This window comes from Frankia sp. CpI1-P, from assembly GCF_001421075.1.
GTDB lineage: Bacteria > Actinomycetota > Actinomycetes > Frankiales > Frankiaceae > Frankia > Frankia torreyi.
In genome coordinates, this window is sequence record NZ_LJJX01000023.1 from 20,848 (window position 1) to 37,605 (window position 16,758).

The following is a 16,758-nucleotide window of genomic DNA, read 5'->3' on the forward strand; positions in this document are numbered from 1 at the left end:
CACCTCTTCGCGGGCACCGCGGGATCTTCGCGTCCAGCCCCGGCTTCGGTGATCACGCGGTTCCGCGGAACCGCGGAACCGCGCCCAGCGTCTCCCTGCGTTCAGGACGATCTTGCTGCGAAGCCGGATCCCACGAGCAGATCGCTCTGCGATACGCGCGCCGGAGCGCCGACCGCCGAAACGGCGCAACTGTGATGACGCAAAGCTGACACCGTGGCCACGGAACGCCGTGATTCACCTAAGATCACCAAATATGACCGCGGTGGGCACGCCGTCGCCTCCCTCCACCCCGCCTCCCTCCACCCCGCCGGCCACGACCGCGCCGTCTCCGACCGCAGCTCGCGGCGCGACGGGCACGGCCGCCGGGGGCGCAGCCGGCACCTTGGGCACGGCCGGCGGACCGAGAACGGGGGGCACCTTGGGGGCGGCCAGCGGATCGGGCACGGCTGGCGGACCGAGAACGAGCGGCACTTTGGGGGCGGCCAGCGGATCGGGATCGGCCGGCGGACCGGGGACGGGCGGCGGCAGGGGCGGCTCGCCCGGGCGCCGCGGGCTGCGGCGCCGCACGGCCACCCCGCCCGGCCGGCTGCGGCTGTTGTCGATCATCGTGACGGTCGGCCTGCTCGTCCTGTGGGTCGCGGCCTTCACCACCGTGCGGGCCCGCCAGCAGGCGCTGCACTCGCTGCGGACTGACAGCGGTCCGTCGCTCATCGCGGCGCAGAGCCTGCACGCCGACCTCTCGGCGGCCGACGCCGCGGCGGCGCGGGCCTTCCTCGCCGGCGGCGTCGAGCCCCCCGACCAGCGCGCGGCCTACCAGCGGGCCATCGCCGACGCGAGCGAGCGGATCGTCGACCTCGCCCGCGCGGGCGGGCCGCGGGAGCCACTGACCGTGCTCACCGAGCGGCTGCCCGTCTACACCGGCGAGGTGGAACGGGCCCGGGCGAACAACCGGCTCGGCCTCGTCGTCGGCGGCGCCTACCAGCGGGCGGCGTCCAGCCTGATGCAGGGCACGATCCTGCCGGCCGCCGACCGCCTCGCCGCCGCGGCCGCCGACCGCATCGACCGCGACTACCAGCAGGCCAGCCGCGCCTACCACCCGGTGGTGGTCGCCGTCGCCGGGCTGGCGACGCTCGCCGTGCTGATCGCCCTGCAGATCCGACTGTTCCGGCGGACCAACCGCATCCTCAACCCGGCGCTGGTGGCGGCGACGCTGCTCGCCACGATCGCCCTCGGGTGGACGATCGCCGCGTTCGGGGTGCAGCGCGCCCGCCTGCTCGACAGCCGCGACGACGGCTACGTGCCGATGACGATGACCGCGCAGGCCCGGGTACTCGCGCTGCGCGCCTGGGGCGACGAAAGCCTGTCGCTGATCTCCCGGGGCAACGGCGCGGACCTCGACGCCGACGCCGACGCCGTCAGCGCCCGGCTGGGCTACGACCCCCAGGCCCGGCCGACCCGCACCGGGCTGCTCGCGACGACCGCGGCGCTGCCCGGCCCGGACCGGCCCGCCCGCGACGCGCTCGCGCCCGCCTGGCAGGCCTACCAGGCCAGCGCGGCGCGGGTCCGCGCGCTCGTCGCCGAGGTCGGCGGGTTCCAGCAGGCCGTCGCCCTGGCTCAGGGCGGCGGCACCGACGCCTTCCGACGATTCGACACCGCGTCGACGGTGGTGTTCGACGCCAGCCGCGGTCGGTTCGAGCAGCGGCTCGCCGCCGCCGACGACGCCCTGGACACGCTGCCGCTGGCCGTCACCGCGGCCCTCCTGTTCGCCGCCGCCCTCGCCCTCGTCGGTATCCAGCTCCGCATCAACGACTATCGGTAGCCGCCGTCATGCCGAAAACCCCGATCACCCCGATCACCACGACCTCCATGACCCCTATGACCCCTATTACCCCCATGATGCTGCCGCGGGTCATCGCGGTGGCCGTCGCGGTGCTGCTGGCCCTCGCCGGCGCCGGCTGCGCGACCGTCGACGCGGGGCTTCCCGCGCAGGCACGGCCGCTGGTCACGACGGCCGCCGCGTCCCCGCCGGCACCGGGCGCCCCGGCACCGGGCGCCCCGGCACCGGCGGGCGGCGCTGCAGGCTGCGGCGATCCGCAGGCCAGTCTGCGGCCACCGCCCGTGCCCCCGGCGCCCGGCGCGATGCCGGCCGGCACGTTCCTCGCGACGATCCAGCACCGCGGCTACCTGCGGGCCGCGGTGCTCGCCGACGTCCCCCCGTTCGGTTCGATCAACGCGTTCACCGGGCAGTTCGAGGGCTTCGACGTGGATCTGGCGAACCGCATCGGCCGGGCGATCTTCGGCGCGGACGGGCACGTGCGGTTCCGCGCGACGACCTACGCCGAGCNCATCCCGGTGCTGCAACGTGGAGACGTCGACATCGTCGTCGCGACCATGACGACGAACTGCGAGCGACGCCGCCAGATCGACTTCTCCACCGTCTACTGGTACGAGACGCAGCGGGTGCTGGTCCCCCTCGACTCGCCCGCCCGCGGCCTCGACGACCTCGGGGGGCAGCCGGTGTGCACCGCGGCGGGGACCACCACGGTGGACACCCTGCGCCGGGCGCCGTCGCACCCGTTGGTGCGGACCGTTCCGAACATCGCCGACTGCCTCGTGCTGCTCCAGTCCGGCCAGGTCGCGGGGATCACGACGACGAGCGCGGTCCTCGCCGGCATGGCGGCGCAGGATCCCCGGGTCCACCTCGTCGGCCCGGGACTGTCCAACGAGCCGGACGCGATCGGCGTCGCCCGCGGCCATCCGGAGCTGACCCGCTTCGTCAACGGCGTGCTCGCCGACGTGCTGCGCGACGGCACCTGGGCCGCGCTGGTCCAACACTGGCTGCCGGCCCTGCGCCCGCCCCCGGCGGTGCCGGTCCCCCGCTACACCGACGGCGGGTGACGCGGCGGCTCGGCTCGGTGTTCCAGGCGGCGCGAGGCAGGGCCGGCCGTGCTGGTCCAGCGACGGCTGCCGGGGCTGCGCCCACCCCCGACGGTGCCGGTCCCGCCGCGACGCCGAAGGCGGGTCGCCCTCACTACTTCTTCCCAGGCCGGCCGGATTCGCCCTGCTCCCGGGTCCGGACCGCCTAGCATGCCGGCACCGTGAGCCGGGCGAGGTGACGATAAGGCGACATCGCCCCACGGAAGGTGCTCGGCCGATTTACGATCAGCCATCCCGCGGAGTCGGACCGCCCCAGGCGCCCTGACCGCCGCGGCTCAGGGCGGTGCAGGCGCGGGCGTCCCGGCGAGGCCGGGACGGTCGCGAAACGGACGATCGGGGCGGTGGTACTCAGGGCATGGCGGGCATGCTTGATGCCGCGGGGGCGAGTCGCGCGCCACGGGCGGCCGGATCCGCGCGCCTCACCGGCGCCCGCACACCACGTTCCGCCCGGCACGCCCGACCCGCCCGGCCCTGGCCGCGGCGGGCAGCGGGATCGCTCGCGTCGACGCGGGGGGCGTGACCGGCGATGCGCACCCGTTCGGACGTCGACGCGGCCCTGACCAGGCTGCGCTCCGGCAGCGCGCAGCTCGCCGCGGAGCTGCTGGACCTCGACGCCGTCATCGACCGGCACCTCGGCGATCCGCCGCGGCTGCGCGGACGCACCGCCGAGATCGCCGCCGACGCCCGCCGCCGCCTGGTGGGCCTCTGGGAGACCCACGCCGCACTCAACGACCTGCTCACCGCCGCCGCAGCCGAACGGGGAGAGGGCCCACGGCTCGGCGCCCGGCGCACCGCCCGGCTCGCCGCGCTGCTGGACGCCGAGCCCGACGGTGACCGCCCGACCGGCGCCGTGGACGCGGCCGCGGGGCACGACAGTCCCGCCCAGATTCCCGCCCAGCGCCGTCTCGACGAGGCGCTCGCCAACGTCCGCGCCCTACGCGCCGCCGCCGACGAGATCATCGCGGCACGGGCCACGCACCGCGAGGCGCTGGCACCGCTCGGCCGGCAACTCGGCGAGGCTCAGGCAACGGCGCACCGCCTCGGGCTCACCCTGGCCGGCGCCGGCCCGAGGAGCGCCGGCCCGGGCGGCGCCGAGGCCGACGGCGGGTCCGTGGACGACGACGTGTCCGTAGCTGACGGCGGGTCCGTGGACGGCGGGTCCGTGGACGGCGGGTCCATGGACGGCGGCGGGTCCGTGGCCGCAAGCGGGTCCGAGGCCGCAAGCGGGTCCGAGGCCGACGACTGGGTCGTGGACGACGAGGTTCCGGCGCTCGCGACGGCCCGCGCGGCGCTGGCGCTCGCCCAGGTCGCGGTGGCCGCCGACCCGCTCGACGTGCCGGCGGAGCTGCTGGCCGCGGTCGGCGACGCGCTCGCCCCGGCCCTCGACGCCGTCGCCGCGCTCGCGCGGGCACACGACCATCTCGCCGCGGACCTTGCCGCGGCCGACGCGCTGCTGGCGCAGGTCGTCGCGGCCGCGCAGGTCGGCGAGCGCCGTGCCCGGGAGGTCGTCGAGCGGGTCAGCGGCCACGCCGACGGCCTGCTGCGGCTGTCCGACGGGTGGTTCGACGCGCCGCGGCGCGGCCTGCGGCCGTGGCTGGACCGGCTGACCGCTGCCGGCGAGGCCGGCGACTGGCGGCTGGTCGCCTACGGCCTGCCGGCCTGGCGGCGCACCGCCCAGGCGACGCTGGCGACGGCGACGGCGATCGCCGAGGCGAACGCGGCGCCGGTGCGCCGCCGCGACGAGCTGCGCGGGCTGCTGCGCGCGCTGCGAGCCAAGGCCGGGCGCACCGGACTGGGTGAATCCGCCGCGGTGGAGGCCCGCTACGCCCCCGCGCTGGCCGCGCTGGGATCGGCCCCGATCGACCTGGACCGGGCCGAGAAGCTCGTCCGCGCCTACGCGGACGCCCTGCTGGCAGCCGCGCCCGCCCGATACCCCGCCCGATCCGAGGAGCATGCATGACCGAGGCGATCCGGTGTCCCGAGCCGGACTGTGAGGGCGTCATCGAGGACGGTTACTGCACGATCACCGGCCTCGCCTACCGGCCGCCCGGCCTCGCGGTTGCCGACGGCCGTCCCGCCGCGGCGACGACGGCCGGCGGCGTGACCGGTGCGACCCACCCGTCCGGCCACCCGTCCGGCGGAACCGGCGGAACCGGCAGCACCGGCGCGTCCGGCGGAACCCACGCGTCCGGCACATCCGGCGGGACCGGCGACTCGGCGTCGACGGGGGCCTCCGCCTCGCGGCGGTCCCGGCGCGGGTCGGGGAGCCACAGCGCGCCCGACCGGCTGGGCGCCGGGCTGGTGCGCGTGCCCGAGATCGAGCTGCCCGATCCGACGTCGCTGCTGCTCGCCGACCCCCAGCTGCCGCAGCGGCTACGGCTGTGCGCCCGCTGCGGTGAGCCGGTCGGCCGCTCGCGCGGGGGGCAGCCGCCGTTGGCGGAGGGATTCTGCGCGGGCTGCGGGCAGCCGTACTCGTTCCGCCCGGCGCTGCGGCCCGGCGACCGCGTCGGCCAGTACGAGATTGCCGGCGCCCTCGCCCACGGCGGGCAGGGCTGGGTCTACCTGGCCCGCGACCACGGCGTCGGCGGGGACTTCTGGGTGGTGTTCAAGGGGCTGCTCGACTCCGGCGACCGGCACGCCCAGGCCGCGGCGATAGCCGAACGCCGGTTCCTGGCCGCGGTCGACCATCCGGCGATCGTGAAGATCTACACGTTCGTCGAGCATGCCGGGACCGGCTACATCGTGATGGAGTACGTCGGCGGGACGTCGCTGCGCGAGGTGCTGCGCCGACGGCGGGCCGCCGCCGGCCGGCCCGACCCGCTGCCGGTGGCCGAGGCCGTCGCCTACCTGCTCGCGGTGCTGCCCGCGTTCGCCTACCTGCACCGCAACGGTCTGGTGTTCTGCGACTTCAAGCCGGACAACATGATGGTCGGCCGGGACGCGGTGCGGCTGATCGACCTCGGCGCGGTGCGGCGGATCGACGACCACGACGGCGCCGTCTACGGCACGCTCGGCTACCAGGCGCCGGAGGTACCCACCGAGGGCCCGTCGGTGGCCTCGGACCTGTACACGGTGGGCCGGACGCTGGCCACCCTCGTCCTCGACTTCCGCGGCAACACCTCGACCTACCGGCACACCCTGCCGCCGGCGTCCGGCCATCCGGTGCTCGCCCGGCACGAGTCGCTGTACCGCCTGCTGGTCAAGGCCACGGCGCTCGACCCGGACCAGCGTTTCGCCAGCGCCGAGGAGATGCACGGCGAACTGCTCGGCGTCCTGCGGGAGATCGTCGCCGCGCAGCGGGGCACCCCGATACCGGCCCGCAGCGCACGGTTCACCGGTGACGCCCACCCCACCGGGGAGCCGGCCGACCCGGTGCCCTCGGCGCTGCTGCCGACTCTGCTCCCGGCGTTGCTGCCCGATCCGGACGATCCCGCGGCCGCGGCGCTCGCCGCGCTGCCCGACGTCGCCCCCGGCCAGCTCGCCGAGCTGCTCGGTGCGATGGGTGCGGGCAGCGTCGGCGCCCGGCTGCGCCTGGCCGACCTGCGGACCCGGCTCGGCGAGCACGACGCGGCGCGGGCGCTGCTCGACGCGGTGGCCGCCGAGGACCCCTTCGCCTGGCGGGCGCACTGGCAACGCGGCCTGCTGCTGCTCGCCGAGGGTGACGCGGCGGGGGCGGTCGCGGCGTTCGAGCGGGTGTACGGCGAGGTGCCCGGCGAGCTCGCGCCGAAACTGGCGCTGGCCCGCGCGGCCGAGGCGGGCGGCGACCTGCCCCGGGCGCAGGAGCTCTACGACCTGGTCTCGCGCACCGACGACACGTTCACCAGCGCCGCGTTCGGGCTGGCCCGGGTCCGCCTCGCCGCCGGTGACCGCGACGGCGCCGCGCAGGCCTACCGGCGGGTGCCGCCGGCGTCGGCGGCCCACGTCGAGGCGCGGGTGCGCCTGGCCCGGGTGCTCGGCACCGTCACCGCCGCGGGTGCCCCGGACCGGGCCGGCCTGCTGGCGGCGTCGACGATCCTCGACGATCTGGACCTCGCCCCGGCCGCCCGGGCGACCCTCACCCGAGACCTGCTGGCCGGCGCGCTCGACCTGGTCACCTCCGGCGCGGTGGCGGCGGACCCCCAGGTGAACGTCGCAGGGTCGGCGCTGCGGCCCGCCGCGCTGCGGCTCGGCCTGGAACGCGCCTACCGGACGCTGGCCCGTCTGGCCGCGACGCCCGACGAACGGTACGCCCTGGTCGATCTCGCCAACGGCGTCCGTCCCCGGACGCTGGTGTGACCACGGAGCAGCGCCCGCAGCCGGGCGCCACGCCCGCCGGCGCAACGCCGGATGCCGAGGGATCGCCGGGCGCCGGAGCAATCCCGGGTGTCGAGGGAACCCCGGGCGCTGGAGCAATCCCGGGTGTCGGAGCAATCCCGGGTGTCGAGGGGACCCCGGATGCCGGGCGGTGCCCGGCGTGTGCGGCGGTCGTCTTCCCGCACGACCGGTTCTGCGAACGCTGCGGCACCGGGCTGCGTCCGGGAGACCCGCCCGGTGACCGGGCCGATCTCGATCTCGGCAGCGCCGCGGGGGTGTCCGACCGCGGCCTGGTGCACCGGACCAACGAGGACGGTTTCGCGCTGCGTGTCCTCGCCGGGCCCGTCGACGACCGGCCGGCCGCGACGCTCGCCGTCGTCTGCGACGGGGTGTCGACGGCCCCGGGGTCGGGACCGGCGGCGGTGCGGGCGGCGCGCGACGCCGTCGACCTGCTCGCGCAGCTTGCCGGCATGCTGACGGCGCCGCCGGCCACGCCGCCCCACCCCGGCGGCACCAGCAGCGACAGCACCGGCGACAGCGGCGACAGCGGTGACACCCGCCCGCTCGGTTCTCGTCCCGGCCCGGTGCCGCCCGGCGGGGACACCGCCCGCTGGCAGGCGAGCGCCCTGCGGGCGGCCGCCGCGACCGCGCAGCGCAGCGCCGTTGCGACGATCAGCGGTCCGGACGACGCGCCCGCGTGCACCTTCGTGGCCGCCATCGTGACGCCGGGCCGGCTGACGGTCGGCTGGCTCGGCGACAGCCGGGCCTACCTGATCGACCGGTCCGGCGCGCGGCTGCTCACCGCGGACGACACGCTGGCCGCAGAGGCCGTGCGGGCCGGCCTGCTGCCGCCGGAGCGGGCCGAGACCGGCCCCGGCGCCCACACGATCACCCACTGGATCGGCACGGGCAGCGCGTCGGCGGTCCCCCGCGTCGCCGCGACGGCCCTGAACGGGCCGGGACGGGTGGTGCTGTGCAGCGACGGGCTGTGGAACTACCTCTCGGCCGCGGGTGCCCTCGCCGATCGGATCGCCGAGCTGCCGACCGACGCGCCGGCGCTCGCGGTCGCCCGCCACCTGACGACCGTGGCCCTCGCCCGCGGCGGAGGCGACAACATCACCGTGATCGTCATCGATATCCCGGGGAGCAAGGATGATCACCTTCACCTGTGAGGTCAGCCAGAACGAGTTCCTCGCGGAGGGTTCCGGCGAGGTGCACGCGGTCATCACCGTGGCCGCCCGCGACGAGGCCGCCGCCGCGCCCGGTGTCGTCGCCGGTGTCGTCGCCGATGCCGGCCCCAGCACCGGCCGGCCGGCGGCCGCGGTGGGCGCCGGCGACGCCCCCGGCGCCGCCGAGGTGATCATCTTGGACTGCTCCGGGTCCATGGAGTACCCGCAATCGAAGATCATCGAGGCGCGGCGGGCGGCGCGGGCGGCGATCGACGCGCTGCCGGACGGCGTCGCGTTCGCCGTGGTCGAGGGCACCGAGCAGGCGCGGGTGGTCTATCCGGAGCGCCGGGAGCTGGTGACGGCGAGCGCCGAGACGCGGGCGGCCGCGGGCCGGGCGGTCGCCCGGCTGCGGCCGCACGGCGGCACCGCGATGGGCCGCTGGCTGCGGCTGACCGCGCAGCTCATGGCGTCGCGCCCGGATGCCATCCACCACGCCATCCTGCTCACCGACGGGCAGAACGGCGAGAGCGCGCGGGCGCTGGAGGCGGCGCTGGCCGCGTGCGAGGGCGCCTTCCAGTGCGACTGCCGCGGGGTGGGCGCCGACTGGCGGGTCGACGAGCTGCGCCAGATCTCCACCCGGCTGCTCGGCACCGTGTCGCTGCTGCGCGAGCCCGCCGAGATGGCCGACGACTTCCGCGCCCTCGTCGCCAAGGCGCTCGCCCGCGGCGTGGCCGACGTCGCGCTGCGGGTGTGGACGCCGAAGGGTTCCACCACCCGCTTCCTGCGCCAGGTCTCCCCCGAGGTCGACGACCTGATGCTGCGCGCGGTCGAGGTGAACCCGTTCACCCGGGATCATCCGACCGGCGCGTGGGCGGCGGGCACCCGCGAGTACCACCTGTGCGTCGACGTGCCGCCGGCCGACGTCGGCGACGAGCGGCTCGCCGCGCGGGTGAGCCTGGTCGTCGGCGGCGAGGTTGTCACGCAGGCCCGCGTCCGCGCGGTGTGGACCGAGGACGCCGAGCTGTCGACCCGCATCGACGGCGTCGTCGCCCATTACACCGGGCAGGCGGAACTCGCCCGCGCGGTGCAGGACGGGCTCGCCGCGCGCCGCGCCGGGGACGAGGTCAGCGCCGTGACGCTGCTGGGCCGGGCGGCCCAGATCGCCGCCGCGGCCGACGACGGCGCGACGCTGGACCGACTCGGCAAGGTCGTCGAGATCGACGACCCGGTCACCGGCTCGGTGCGGCTGCGCCGCGACGTGGAGAAGCTCGACGAGATGGACCTCGACGCCGGTTCGACGCTGACGGTTCCCGCGAAGCGGTGAGGCGGGAGACCTGCCCGCTCTGCGGGTGCCCGCGCCGCGCAGCGGGGACGCACTGCCCGGCCTGCGACCACAACTTCGCCACGGGCACCGGCCCGCTGCCGGCGAGGGCCGTGCCCCTGCGCGTCGCGCCGCCGCCGAGTGCGAACACGCCCGGCGGCGGGGCCGGGAGCTGGAGCGCGCGGATCTCCGTCGACCGTGCGTTCTTCGAGCGGGGTGACGACGCCGGGGCGCCCGCCTTTCCCGAGCGGTCCCGTCCGGCGACCGTCGAGCTGACCGCCTCGCGGACCGTCGTCGGTCGGCGCAGCCGCAGCCAGCGCACCCCGCCGGGCATCGACCTGTCCGGCGACCCGGGGGATCCCGGGGTCTCCCGCTCCCACGCCGCGCTGGAACTCCTGGCGGACGGCTCCCTGCGCGTCACCGATCTGGGCTCGTCGAACGGCACCTGGGTCGGCCCGGACCCGGGGCACCTGGTCCGCCTGACGCCGGGCAGCGCCGTCGCGCTCGACGACGGCGACCGGGTGTACCTCGGCTCCTGGACCCGGATCACGGTCCACCACCGGTAGCGCCCCCGACCGCCGCGCCGGCCCCGGTGGCCCTGACGGTCCGAGCCGGGCGAGGCGGGCGGCACGTCCCCTCCCCCGGACCTGACCGAAGGGGTAGGAATTTGTTACGGTTTCACCCATTGCCATTCGCCGCCGCCGAGCGGCGTCACCTACGGTGTATTTCCCATCAGCCGGCTTCCGGAAAACTTCCGGCCGGGCATCGCGCGCGACGGGAATTTGTTTTTACGTCGTTGTGCCGGCCGACCCTCGGCCGCCGTAGGTCACAGCCGCGGGGGGTGAATCGCCATGTCCTTTTCTGGCAGGCTCTGTCGTCGTGCGATCTACCCGACCTTTCGCGGTCGACGCCGCCGGTACCGCCCAGCCGGGCACCGACTTATTCCTTTCGCACGCCGGTCCGGACGAGAACTGGTTCGCCTGGATCACCGACATTCTCGAGGCCGCCGGCCGCACGGTGCGGGTACAGCCTTCCGAATCGCCCGGTGGGGAGTACGCNGTTTCCGATATCGGCGCCGAGGTGGCGCGGGCGGAACGCGTCCTGGTCGTTTGTTCCCCGGCCCTGTTCGAGGCCCCCTGGTGCACGCTGGAATGGGCCGCGGTGCTGGCGACGCGGCCCCTGCTGCTGCTCCGGGTGGCCGACGGCCCGGTCCCCGAGATGCTGGCGACCGTCCATCGCGTCGACCTGTTCGGCGTCGACGAGGCCGCCGCCACCCGGCGGCTCCTGGACGCCGTCGCCCCGCCCGGCGCCCCCCGCCCGGCGCAGCCCGGTCCCGCCACACCCGTCGCCCCCTTCCCGGCGCAGCCCGGTCCCGACGCGCCCGTCGCCCCCTTCCCGCCCCTACTGCCCGCGGGGTGGAACGTGCCGCGCCGGGATCGGTGGGCCGTCGAGCGCGGGACGCTGCTGAGCCAGGTCCGCCGGGCCCTGACGGGCGGCCCGGTGCCGGCCGTCGTGCTTCGTGGCCCCGCCGGCAGCGGACGCACCCAGCTCGCGGTCGACTACGCCCACCGGCACGCCTCGGGGTACGGACTGGTCCGGTGGCTGGACGCGGGGCAGCTTCCGCTGCTCGGCCAGCAGCTCGCCGCGCTCGCCGGGCCGTTGGGACTGCCGGCCCGCGCCGGCGTCGATGCGACGATCGGTGCCGTCCTGGCCGAGCTGAACCGGCGTGACCGCTGGCTGCTGGTGTTCGACGACGCCCGCGACGCATCGGGGTTGTGGCGGTGGTTGGACCAGTCGCTGCCGGCCCGATCGGGCCACCTGCTGCTGGTCGACGCCGACGGGACGGCGCGGCGCGGCGATCCGGTGCCGGCGGTCGAGGTCGGGCCCCTGCCCCGCGAGCGGTCCGTCGCCCTGCTGACCGTCCGGCGACCCGACCTGGACCCCGGTGTCGCCGACGCCATCGCCGCCCGGCTCGCCGGCCAGCCGCTGGCGGTGGGGCTGGCCGCCCGACTGCTCGCCCAGGATGATCGCGACCCGCGGGACCTCCTCACCGGCCGGGACGGCCACGCCCCGGTCGAGCTGTGCTGGACGCTGTTCCAGCAGCGGTACGCCCAGTCGGCACCGGCGACCGTGCGGCTGCTGGAGCTGTGCGCCCTGCTCGCGCCGGCACCGGTGCCCCTGTCCCTGTTACGCGCGGGCAGGCCGCCGTCCCGCCGAGGGCGGATCGGGCCCACCCACCGCCAGCGCCGCGGCGACGGCGAGCGTGACCTGCATCGGATCGTCGCGGTCGCCGTCGACCACGGCCTGGCCCGGCGCGCCGGGGACAGCATCGCCCTGCCCGGTCTGGTGCGCGACGCGGTCGCCGCGGGACTGACCCCGCGTCGGCGCCGCGAGCTCGGCGACCTCGCCGGACGGCTGCTCGCGGCGGCGTATGCCCAGAGCCCGGCCGACCGGCCGACCTGGTCGGCCCAGGCGCCTGTCGTCCCGCACCTGCTGGCGGCGCTGGACACCCTCGACGATCCCGACGACCCGCACCAGCTCCACGCCTGGGCGGACGTCCACTGCTCCCACCTGTACGCCCGGGGCGCCTACGCCGCGGCCGAGCACCTCGCCCGCGACCTGTATCGCCGCAACCTCGGACGGTTCGGCCCGGACCATCGCGACACGTTGGCCACCGCGAACAACCTCGCCGTCGCCCTGCTCGCGGTCGGGCAGCGGGAGGNCGCGTGGGAGCTGGAGCGCGACACCCTCGCCCGACGGCTGCGCTTCCTCGGCGAGAACCACCCGGACACCCTCGCGACCGCCGCCAACCTGGCGATCGTGCTGTGGGAGCTGGGCGAGCACGAGGCCGCCCACGGCCTGCTCGCCGACACGGTCGCCCGGTCCCGGGCGGCCCTTGGCGAGGACCACGCCGACACCCTGGCCCGCGCCCACCAGCTCGCCGGGCGCCTCGGCGCCCTCGGTGACCGGTGGAACGCGCGGACCCTCCTCGACGACGTGCTCGCCCGCCGGCGCCGCCTGCTCGGCGAGGACCATCCCGAGACCCTCGACACGACCACCGACCTGGCCGGCGTCCTGCGCGGGCTCGGCCAGTTCCGGACGGCTCGCGCGCTCGACGAGGACGTGCTCGCCCGGCTGCGCCGGCTGCTCGGCGACGACCATCCCGACGTCCTCGCCTTCGCCAGCCGGCTCGCGAGCACCCTGGACGATCTCGGCGAGTTCCAGTCCGCCCGGCGGCTCACCGAGGAGGTGCTGGCCCGCCGCCGGCGCCTGCTCGGCGACGACCATCCCGACACGCTGGCCTCGACGCACAGCCTGGCCGCCAGCCTGTCGGCGAGCGGTGACTACCGCGGCGCGCAGGAGCTGTTCGAGGAGGCGTTGGGCCGCTGGCGCCGCCAGTTCGCCGCCACCCGCGCCCGGACCGACCGCGCGGTGCGCCGTCCCCGCCCGCACCCGGATGGTGGCATGGCATCCTGACGCCGGGCGGAGCGGCGCAGGAGCGGCGCGGGAGCGGGAGCGGCGAGGCGATGGCGGACACGAGCGCCCGGATGCTGCGGCTGCTGTCCCTGCTGCAGACGCACCGGTACTGGCCGGGCGGCGAGCTCGCCGAACGGCTCGCGGTCAGCCCCCGCACGCTGCGCCGCGACGTCGATCGGCTGCGTGAGCTCGGCTACCCGGTCCAGGCCACCCGCGGGGTGGCCGGCGGCTACCAGTTGCGGGCCGGCGCGGCCCTGCCGCCGCTGCTGCTCGACGACGCCGAGGCCGTCGCCGTCGCCGTGGGGCTGCGCACCGCGGCCGCGGGGGCGGTGACGGGCGTCGGCGAGACGTCGGTACGGGCCCTGGCGAAGATCGTCCAGCTCCTGCCGCCGCGGCTGCGCCGACAGGTCGACGCGGTCGCCGCCTTCACCACGCCCGCGCCGTGGGGCGGCCCGACGCTCGACGCCGGGCTGCTCACGGCGATCGCGCTGGCCTGCCGGGCCGAGGAGGAGCTGCGCTTCGACTACACCGACCGGGCCGGGGAGCGCAGCCGGCGCCGCGTCGAACCGCACCGCCTCGTCGCGCTCGGCGGGCGCTGGTACCTGGTCGCCTTCGACCTCGACCGGGACGACTGGCGCACCTTCCGGGTGGATCGGCTCGCCGAGCCCACCGCCACCGGCCGGCGAGTGCGACCGCGCCAGCCGCCCGGCGGGGACGCGGCGGCGTATGTCCAGCGCGCCGTCGCCGGCGCCGGGATCCGCCAGCAGGTCCTGGTCGATGTCGCCGCGCCGGCCGCCGAGGTCGCGCGGGTGGTCGGCGGGTGGGGCAGCGTGGCGGAGGTCGACGGCGGCTCGTGCCGGCTGCGGATGGAGGTGGACTCGCTGGCCTGGCCCGCGATGGTGCTTGGCGCCGTCGGCGCGCCGTTCACGATCGTCGAGCCGGCGGAGCTCACCGACCGCGTCCGGGCGATGGGCGAGCTGTTCCTCCGCTCGGCGCCGTCGGCGGCTCCCGCCGAGTAGGGGCGCCTGGGCCGGCGGGAGCCGTCGGGCGGGACGGGGCGTAGAGGCGTCGGTTGAGCGCGGCGACGGTGGCGCGCTGCACCGGGCCGAACGGGCCGGCCGCCCGCAGCGCGGCGCGGGCGGCGAGCGCCCCCGGGCCGCCGTGCACGCCGCCGCCCGGATGGGCCGACATCGAGCCCAGGTACAGCCCGGTGACGGGGGTCTCGGGTCGGCCGAGCCCCGGCACCGGACGGAAGACGAGTTGCTGGTGCAGCGCGGCGGTCCCGCCGTGCACGGCCCCGCCGCGCAGCACCGCGTCCGAGCCCTGCAGGTCGGCCGGCGACTGCACGTGGCGCGCCAGCACCCGCGCGGCGAACCCGGGGGCCGCCGCGGAGACGGTGCGCTCGGCCCGCTCGACGACGCGCGCCACCGCCTCGTCGTTCCACGGCCCGGCGATGCCCGCTCCCCCGGCGTCGCCCCGCGGAAGCTGGGGGACGTGCAGGTAGGCCCAGGCGCTCTCGGTGCCCGGCGGCGAGCGGGTGGGATCGGTCGTGGTCATCTGCCCGAGCACGCAGAACGGGTCGGCGGGCACCAGGCCGCGGGCGAGCTGCGCCGCGGTGCGGCTCAGATCGTCCAGGGTGCCGCCGAGATGGACGGTGCCGGCCTGGGCGCACCGCGGGTCCGCCCAGGGAATCGGCCCGGACAGCGCCCAGTTGATCTTGATGGTGGCGTGGTCCCACTGGAAGCGGGTCAGGTCGTCGAGCAGCCGGGCGGGCAGGTGCCCGGCGCCGACCAGGTTCCGGTACAGCGACACCGCGTCGACGTCGGCGATGACCGCGCGCCGCGCCGGCAGCACGCTGCCGTCGGCCAGCCGGACGCCGCGGGCCCGCCCGCCGCGCACCTCGACGGCGTGCACCGCCGCTCCGGTGCGCAGCCGGCCACCGCGCTCGCGCAGGCGGTTGACCAGCGCCTCAGGGATCCGCCCGGCCCCGCCGCGCGGCGCGGGGAAGCCGACGTCCTGCCCGAGCATGGTCAGCAGCCAGCCGAGCAGCGCCGAGCCGACCGTCTCCGGACCGAGATCGGCGTGCATGGCGTTGCCGGCGAACAGCAGGGCGGCGCCCTCGCCGGTGAACTCCTCCTCGGCGAAGCGGCGCACGCCCAGCGCGGCGAACCGGGCGAAGCGCAGCCCGTCGGCGGCACCAAGGTGGCGGGCGAGGCGCAGCCCGGCGCGCAGCGGCGGGAACGGTGCGCCGAACAGGGCGTCGAGCAGGGGNTCGCGCAGCGGCGCCCACCGGTCGACCAGCGCCCGCCAGGCCGCACCGTCGCCCGCGGCGAAGTCGTCGAGCGACCGCGCGGTGTGAGCCGGGTCCATCGACAGCAGCGCGCAGCGGCCGTCGGGGGTGGGATGGGCCAGCACCTGCGGCGCCCGGCACCACTCCAGCCCGTGAGCGGGCAGGTCCAGGCGGCGCAGGGCAGGGCTCGCCGCGGCGAACGGATGGAAGGCGCTGAACAGGTCGCTGACGAAACCCGGGGCGGTGACCTGCGCGGACCGGCAGGCCCCGCCGGGGACGCCGGCCGCCTCACAGACGACGACGTCCCACCCCGCGTCGGCGAGCATGTTCGCGGCCACCAGTCCGTTCACGCCCGCGCCGACGACCACCGCGTCCGTCACGTCACCGCGTCCGTCACGTCACCGCGTCCGTCACACCGCCGCATCCGCCACACCGCCGAGTCTGCCATGCCGCCGAGGTCGTCATGGTCGGCTGCGCTCGCCCACCAGGCGCCGGCGTCACGGCTGGTCGATGCGGGCGCGTTCCCCTTCCGTCAGCCCGCCCCAGACACCGAACCGCTCGCCCGTGCGCAGGGCGTAGCGCAGGCATTCCCGTCGCACCCGGCACCCTGCGCAGACCGCCTTCGCGGCCGCCTCCCGCCGGGCCCGCTCGCGGCGGGGCACGCCGTCGGGCGCGAAGAACAGGTCGAGATCACCGGCTCCGCAGGCGCCCGCGCTGCGCCAGGACGCGAGCGGGGGGACGTCGGCGGTGGGTGACCAGGTGCGGTGCGTGGAGGCTGATACCGGCATGTTGCGGCCTCTCCCGGTGTGAAGCGATCCGACAGGTGGCGGCCGGACACGCCGGCCCCGATCCATCCGGCCCCGACCCGACCGAGACGGGGGCGATCCGGGCGAACGACGGACATGGCGCCTCGCGGCACGAAGTGCCTATTCCCCCGCGCGCCGACGGAAACCTGCCGCAGACCTTCGTCACGAGACCGAAACCTGCCCCGCTCGCCGGCCCGGGATGACGCCGCCGACCAGCCGTCCGGTTCCGCGGGCGGTTGCCGTGACGATCCCGACGCGCCCGGCCGGAGACGGCGCGTCAGACATCCTGACCTGGTCCGATTCGTCTGCGGCCGACGGGCGGCGGCGGGCCGCCGGCAGCCGGTTCGGGGGGCGTCGCCCAGGGCATCACCGACTTTTCTGGCATGCTTGACCTCGCCGAAGGACGNGGCGAACCACAGAAGTGAACGGCAGGCAAGGTGCCGGGCCGCGTTGCGTCAAGGGTCG

At 76.8% G+C, this 16,758-nt stretch carries 10 protein-coding genes and 6 pseudogenes; 12 read left to right on the forward strand and 4 right to left on the reverse strand.

The window, feature by feature from the left end; all coding sequences use genetic code 11:
• Positions 1-234: 234 nt before the first annotated feature.
• Entirely contained in the window at positions 235-606 is a 372-nt protein-coding gene (locus FF86_RS34820) for a hypothetical protein (protein ID WP_199865394.1), read from the reverse strand.
• Here FF86_RS34820 and FF86_RS16410 point away from each other — a divergent pair.
• The 12 genes and pseudogenes from FF86_RS16410 (at position 596) to FF86_RS16450 (ending at position 14,216) form a co-directional block, all read left to right on the forward strand.
• Complete coding sequence (locus tag FF86_RS16410; protein WP_242418899.1) at positions 596-1,819, forward strand: hypothetical protein; 1,224 nt, start codon at positions 596-598, stop codon at positions 1,817-1,819. The two genes, FF86_RS34820 and FF86_RS16410, sit on opposite strands and share 11 nt — an antisense overlap.
• A gap of 320 nt (positions 1,820-2,139) precedes the next feature.
• Positions 2,140-2,344: pseudogene (locus tag FF86_RS50210) on the forward strand (transporter substrate-binding domain-containing protein); the annotation flags it as partial.
• 1 nt (position 2,345) lies between these two features.
• Positions 2,346-2,898, forward strand: a pseudogene (locus tag FF86_RS50215) (transporter substrate-binding domain-containing protein); the annotation flags it as partial.
• Positions 2,899-3,463: 565 nt separating this feature from the next.
• Positions 3,464-4,897 (forward strand): hypothetical protein, encoded by a 1,434-nt coding sequence (locus FF86_RS16420; protein WP_044885515.1) that lies wholly within the window; start codon positions 3,464-3,466, stop codon positions 4,895-4,897.
• Positions 4,894-7,212, forward strand: coding sequence for a serine/threonine-protein kinase (locus FF86_RS16425; RefSeq protein ID WP_055867314.1), 2,319 nt, complete (start codon positions 4,894-4,896; stop codon positions 7,210-7,212). Before FF86_RS16420 ends, FF86_RS16425 begins: the two co-directional genes overlap by 4 nt.
• Positions 7,209-8,402, forward strand: coding sequence for a protein phosphatase 2C domain-containing protein (locus FF86_RS16430; RefSeq protein ID WP_242418886.1), 1,194 nt, complete (start codon positions 7,209-7,211; stop codon positions 8,400-8,402). Before FF86_RS16425 ends, FF86_RS16430 begins: the two co-directional genes overlap by 4 nt.
• Complete coding sequence (locus FF86_RS16435) at positions 8,383-9,723, forward strand: VWA domain-containing protein (RefSeq protein WP_044885517.1); 1,341 nt, start codon at positions 8,383-8,385, stop codon at positions 9,721-9,723. Before FF86_RS16430 ends, FF86_RS16435 begins: the two co-directional genes overlap by 20 nt.
• The gene (locus FF86_RS16440) at positions 9,720-10,286 is read left to right on the forward strand and encodes an FHA domain-containing protein (RefSeq protein ID WP_044885518.1); all 567 of its coding nucleotides are present in this window, start codon (positions 9,720-9,722) and stop codon (positions 10,284-10,286) included. The genes FF86_RS16435 and FF86_RS16440 overlap by 4 nt, the downstream gene beginning before the upstream one ends.
• A gap of 313 nt (positions 10,287-10,599) precedes the next feature.
• Positions 10,600-10,778, forward strand: a pseudogene (locus FF86_RS66660) (hypothetical protein); the annotation flags it as partial.
• Between the two features lies 1 nt (position 10,779).
• Positions 10,780-12,442, forward strand: a pseudogene (locus FF86_RS66665) (TIR domain-containing protein); the annotation flags it as partial.
• Position 12,443: 1 nt separating this feature from the next.
• A pseudogene (locus FF86_RS66670) lies at positions 12,444-13,197 on the forward strand (tetratricopeptide repeat protein); the annotation flags it as partial.
• A gap of 50 nt (positions 13,198-13,247) precedes the next feature.
• Positions 13,248-14,216: a YafY family protein gene (locus FF86_RS16450; protein ID WP_044885519.1), complete on the forward strand. Its 969-nt coding sequence runs from the start codon at positions 13,248-13,250 to the stop codon at positions 14,214-14,216.
• On the opposite strand, the gene FF86_RS16455 is transcribed toward FF86_RS16450, so the two are convergent.
• The 3 genes and pseudogenes from FF86_RS16455 to FF86_RS16460 form a co-directional block, all read right to left on the reverse strand.
• The coding region (locus FF86_RS16455) for an NAD(P)/FAD-dependent oxidoreductase (protein WP_242418887.1) at positions 14,146-15,468 on the reverse strand (1,323 nt) is incomplete at its 5' end. The two genes, FF86_RS16450 and FF86_RS16455, sit on opposite strands and share 71 nt — an antisense overlap.
• Before the next feature lies 1 nt (position 15,469).
• Positions 15,470-15,867: pseudogene (locus FF86_RS50220) on the reverse strand (phytoene desaturase family protein); the annotation flags it as partial.
• 117 nt (positions 15,868-15,984) lie between these two features.
• Positions 15,985-16,275, reverse strand: a complete 291-nt coding sequence (locus FF86_RS16460) for a WhiB family transcriptional regulator (RefSeq protein ID WP_044885521.1) — start codon at positions 16,273-16,275, stop codon at positions 15,985-15,987.
• Positions 16,276-16,758 lie beyond the last annotated feature (483 nt).

Bases quoted from the DNA above. Each gene is read 5' to 3' on its own strand.
- FF86_RS16420 (WP_044885515.1), top strand. From the start codon at position 3,464: ATGCGCACCCGTTCGGACGTCGACGCGGCCCTGACCAGGCTGCGCTCC.
- FF86_RS34820 (WP_199865394.1), bottom strand. From the start codon at position 606: ATGATCGACAACAGCCGCAGCCGGCCGGGCGGGGTGGCCGTGCGGCGC.
- FF86_RS16425 (WP_055867314.1), top strand. From the start codon at position 4,894: ATGACCGAGGCGATCCGGTGTCCCGAGCCGGACTGTGAGGGCGTCATC.
- FF86_RS16435 (WP_044885517.1), top strand. From the start codon at position 8,383: ATGATCACCTTCACCTGTGAGGTCAGCCAGAACGAGTTCCTCGCGGAG.
- FF86_RS16460 (WP_044885521.1), bottom strand. From the start codon at position 16,275: ATGCCGGTATCAGCCTCCACGCACCGCACCTGGTCACCCACCGCCGAC.
- FF86_RS16450 (WP_044885519.1), top strand. From the start codon at position 13,248: ATGGCGGACACGAGCGCCCGGATGCTGCGGCTGCTGTCCCTGCTGCAG.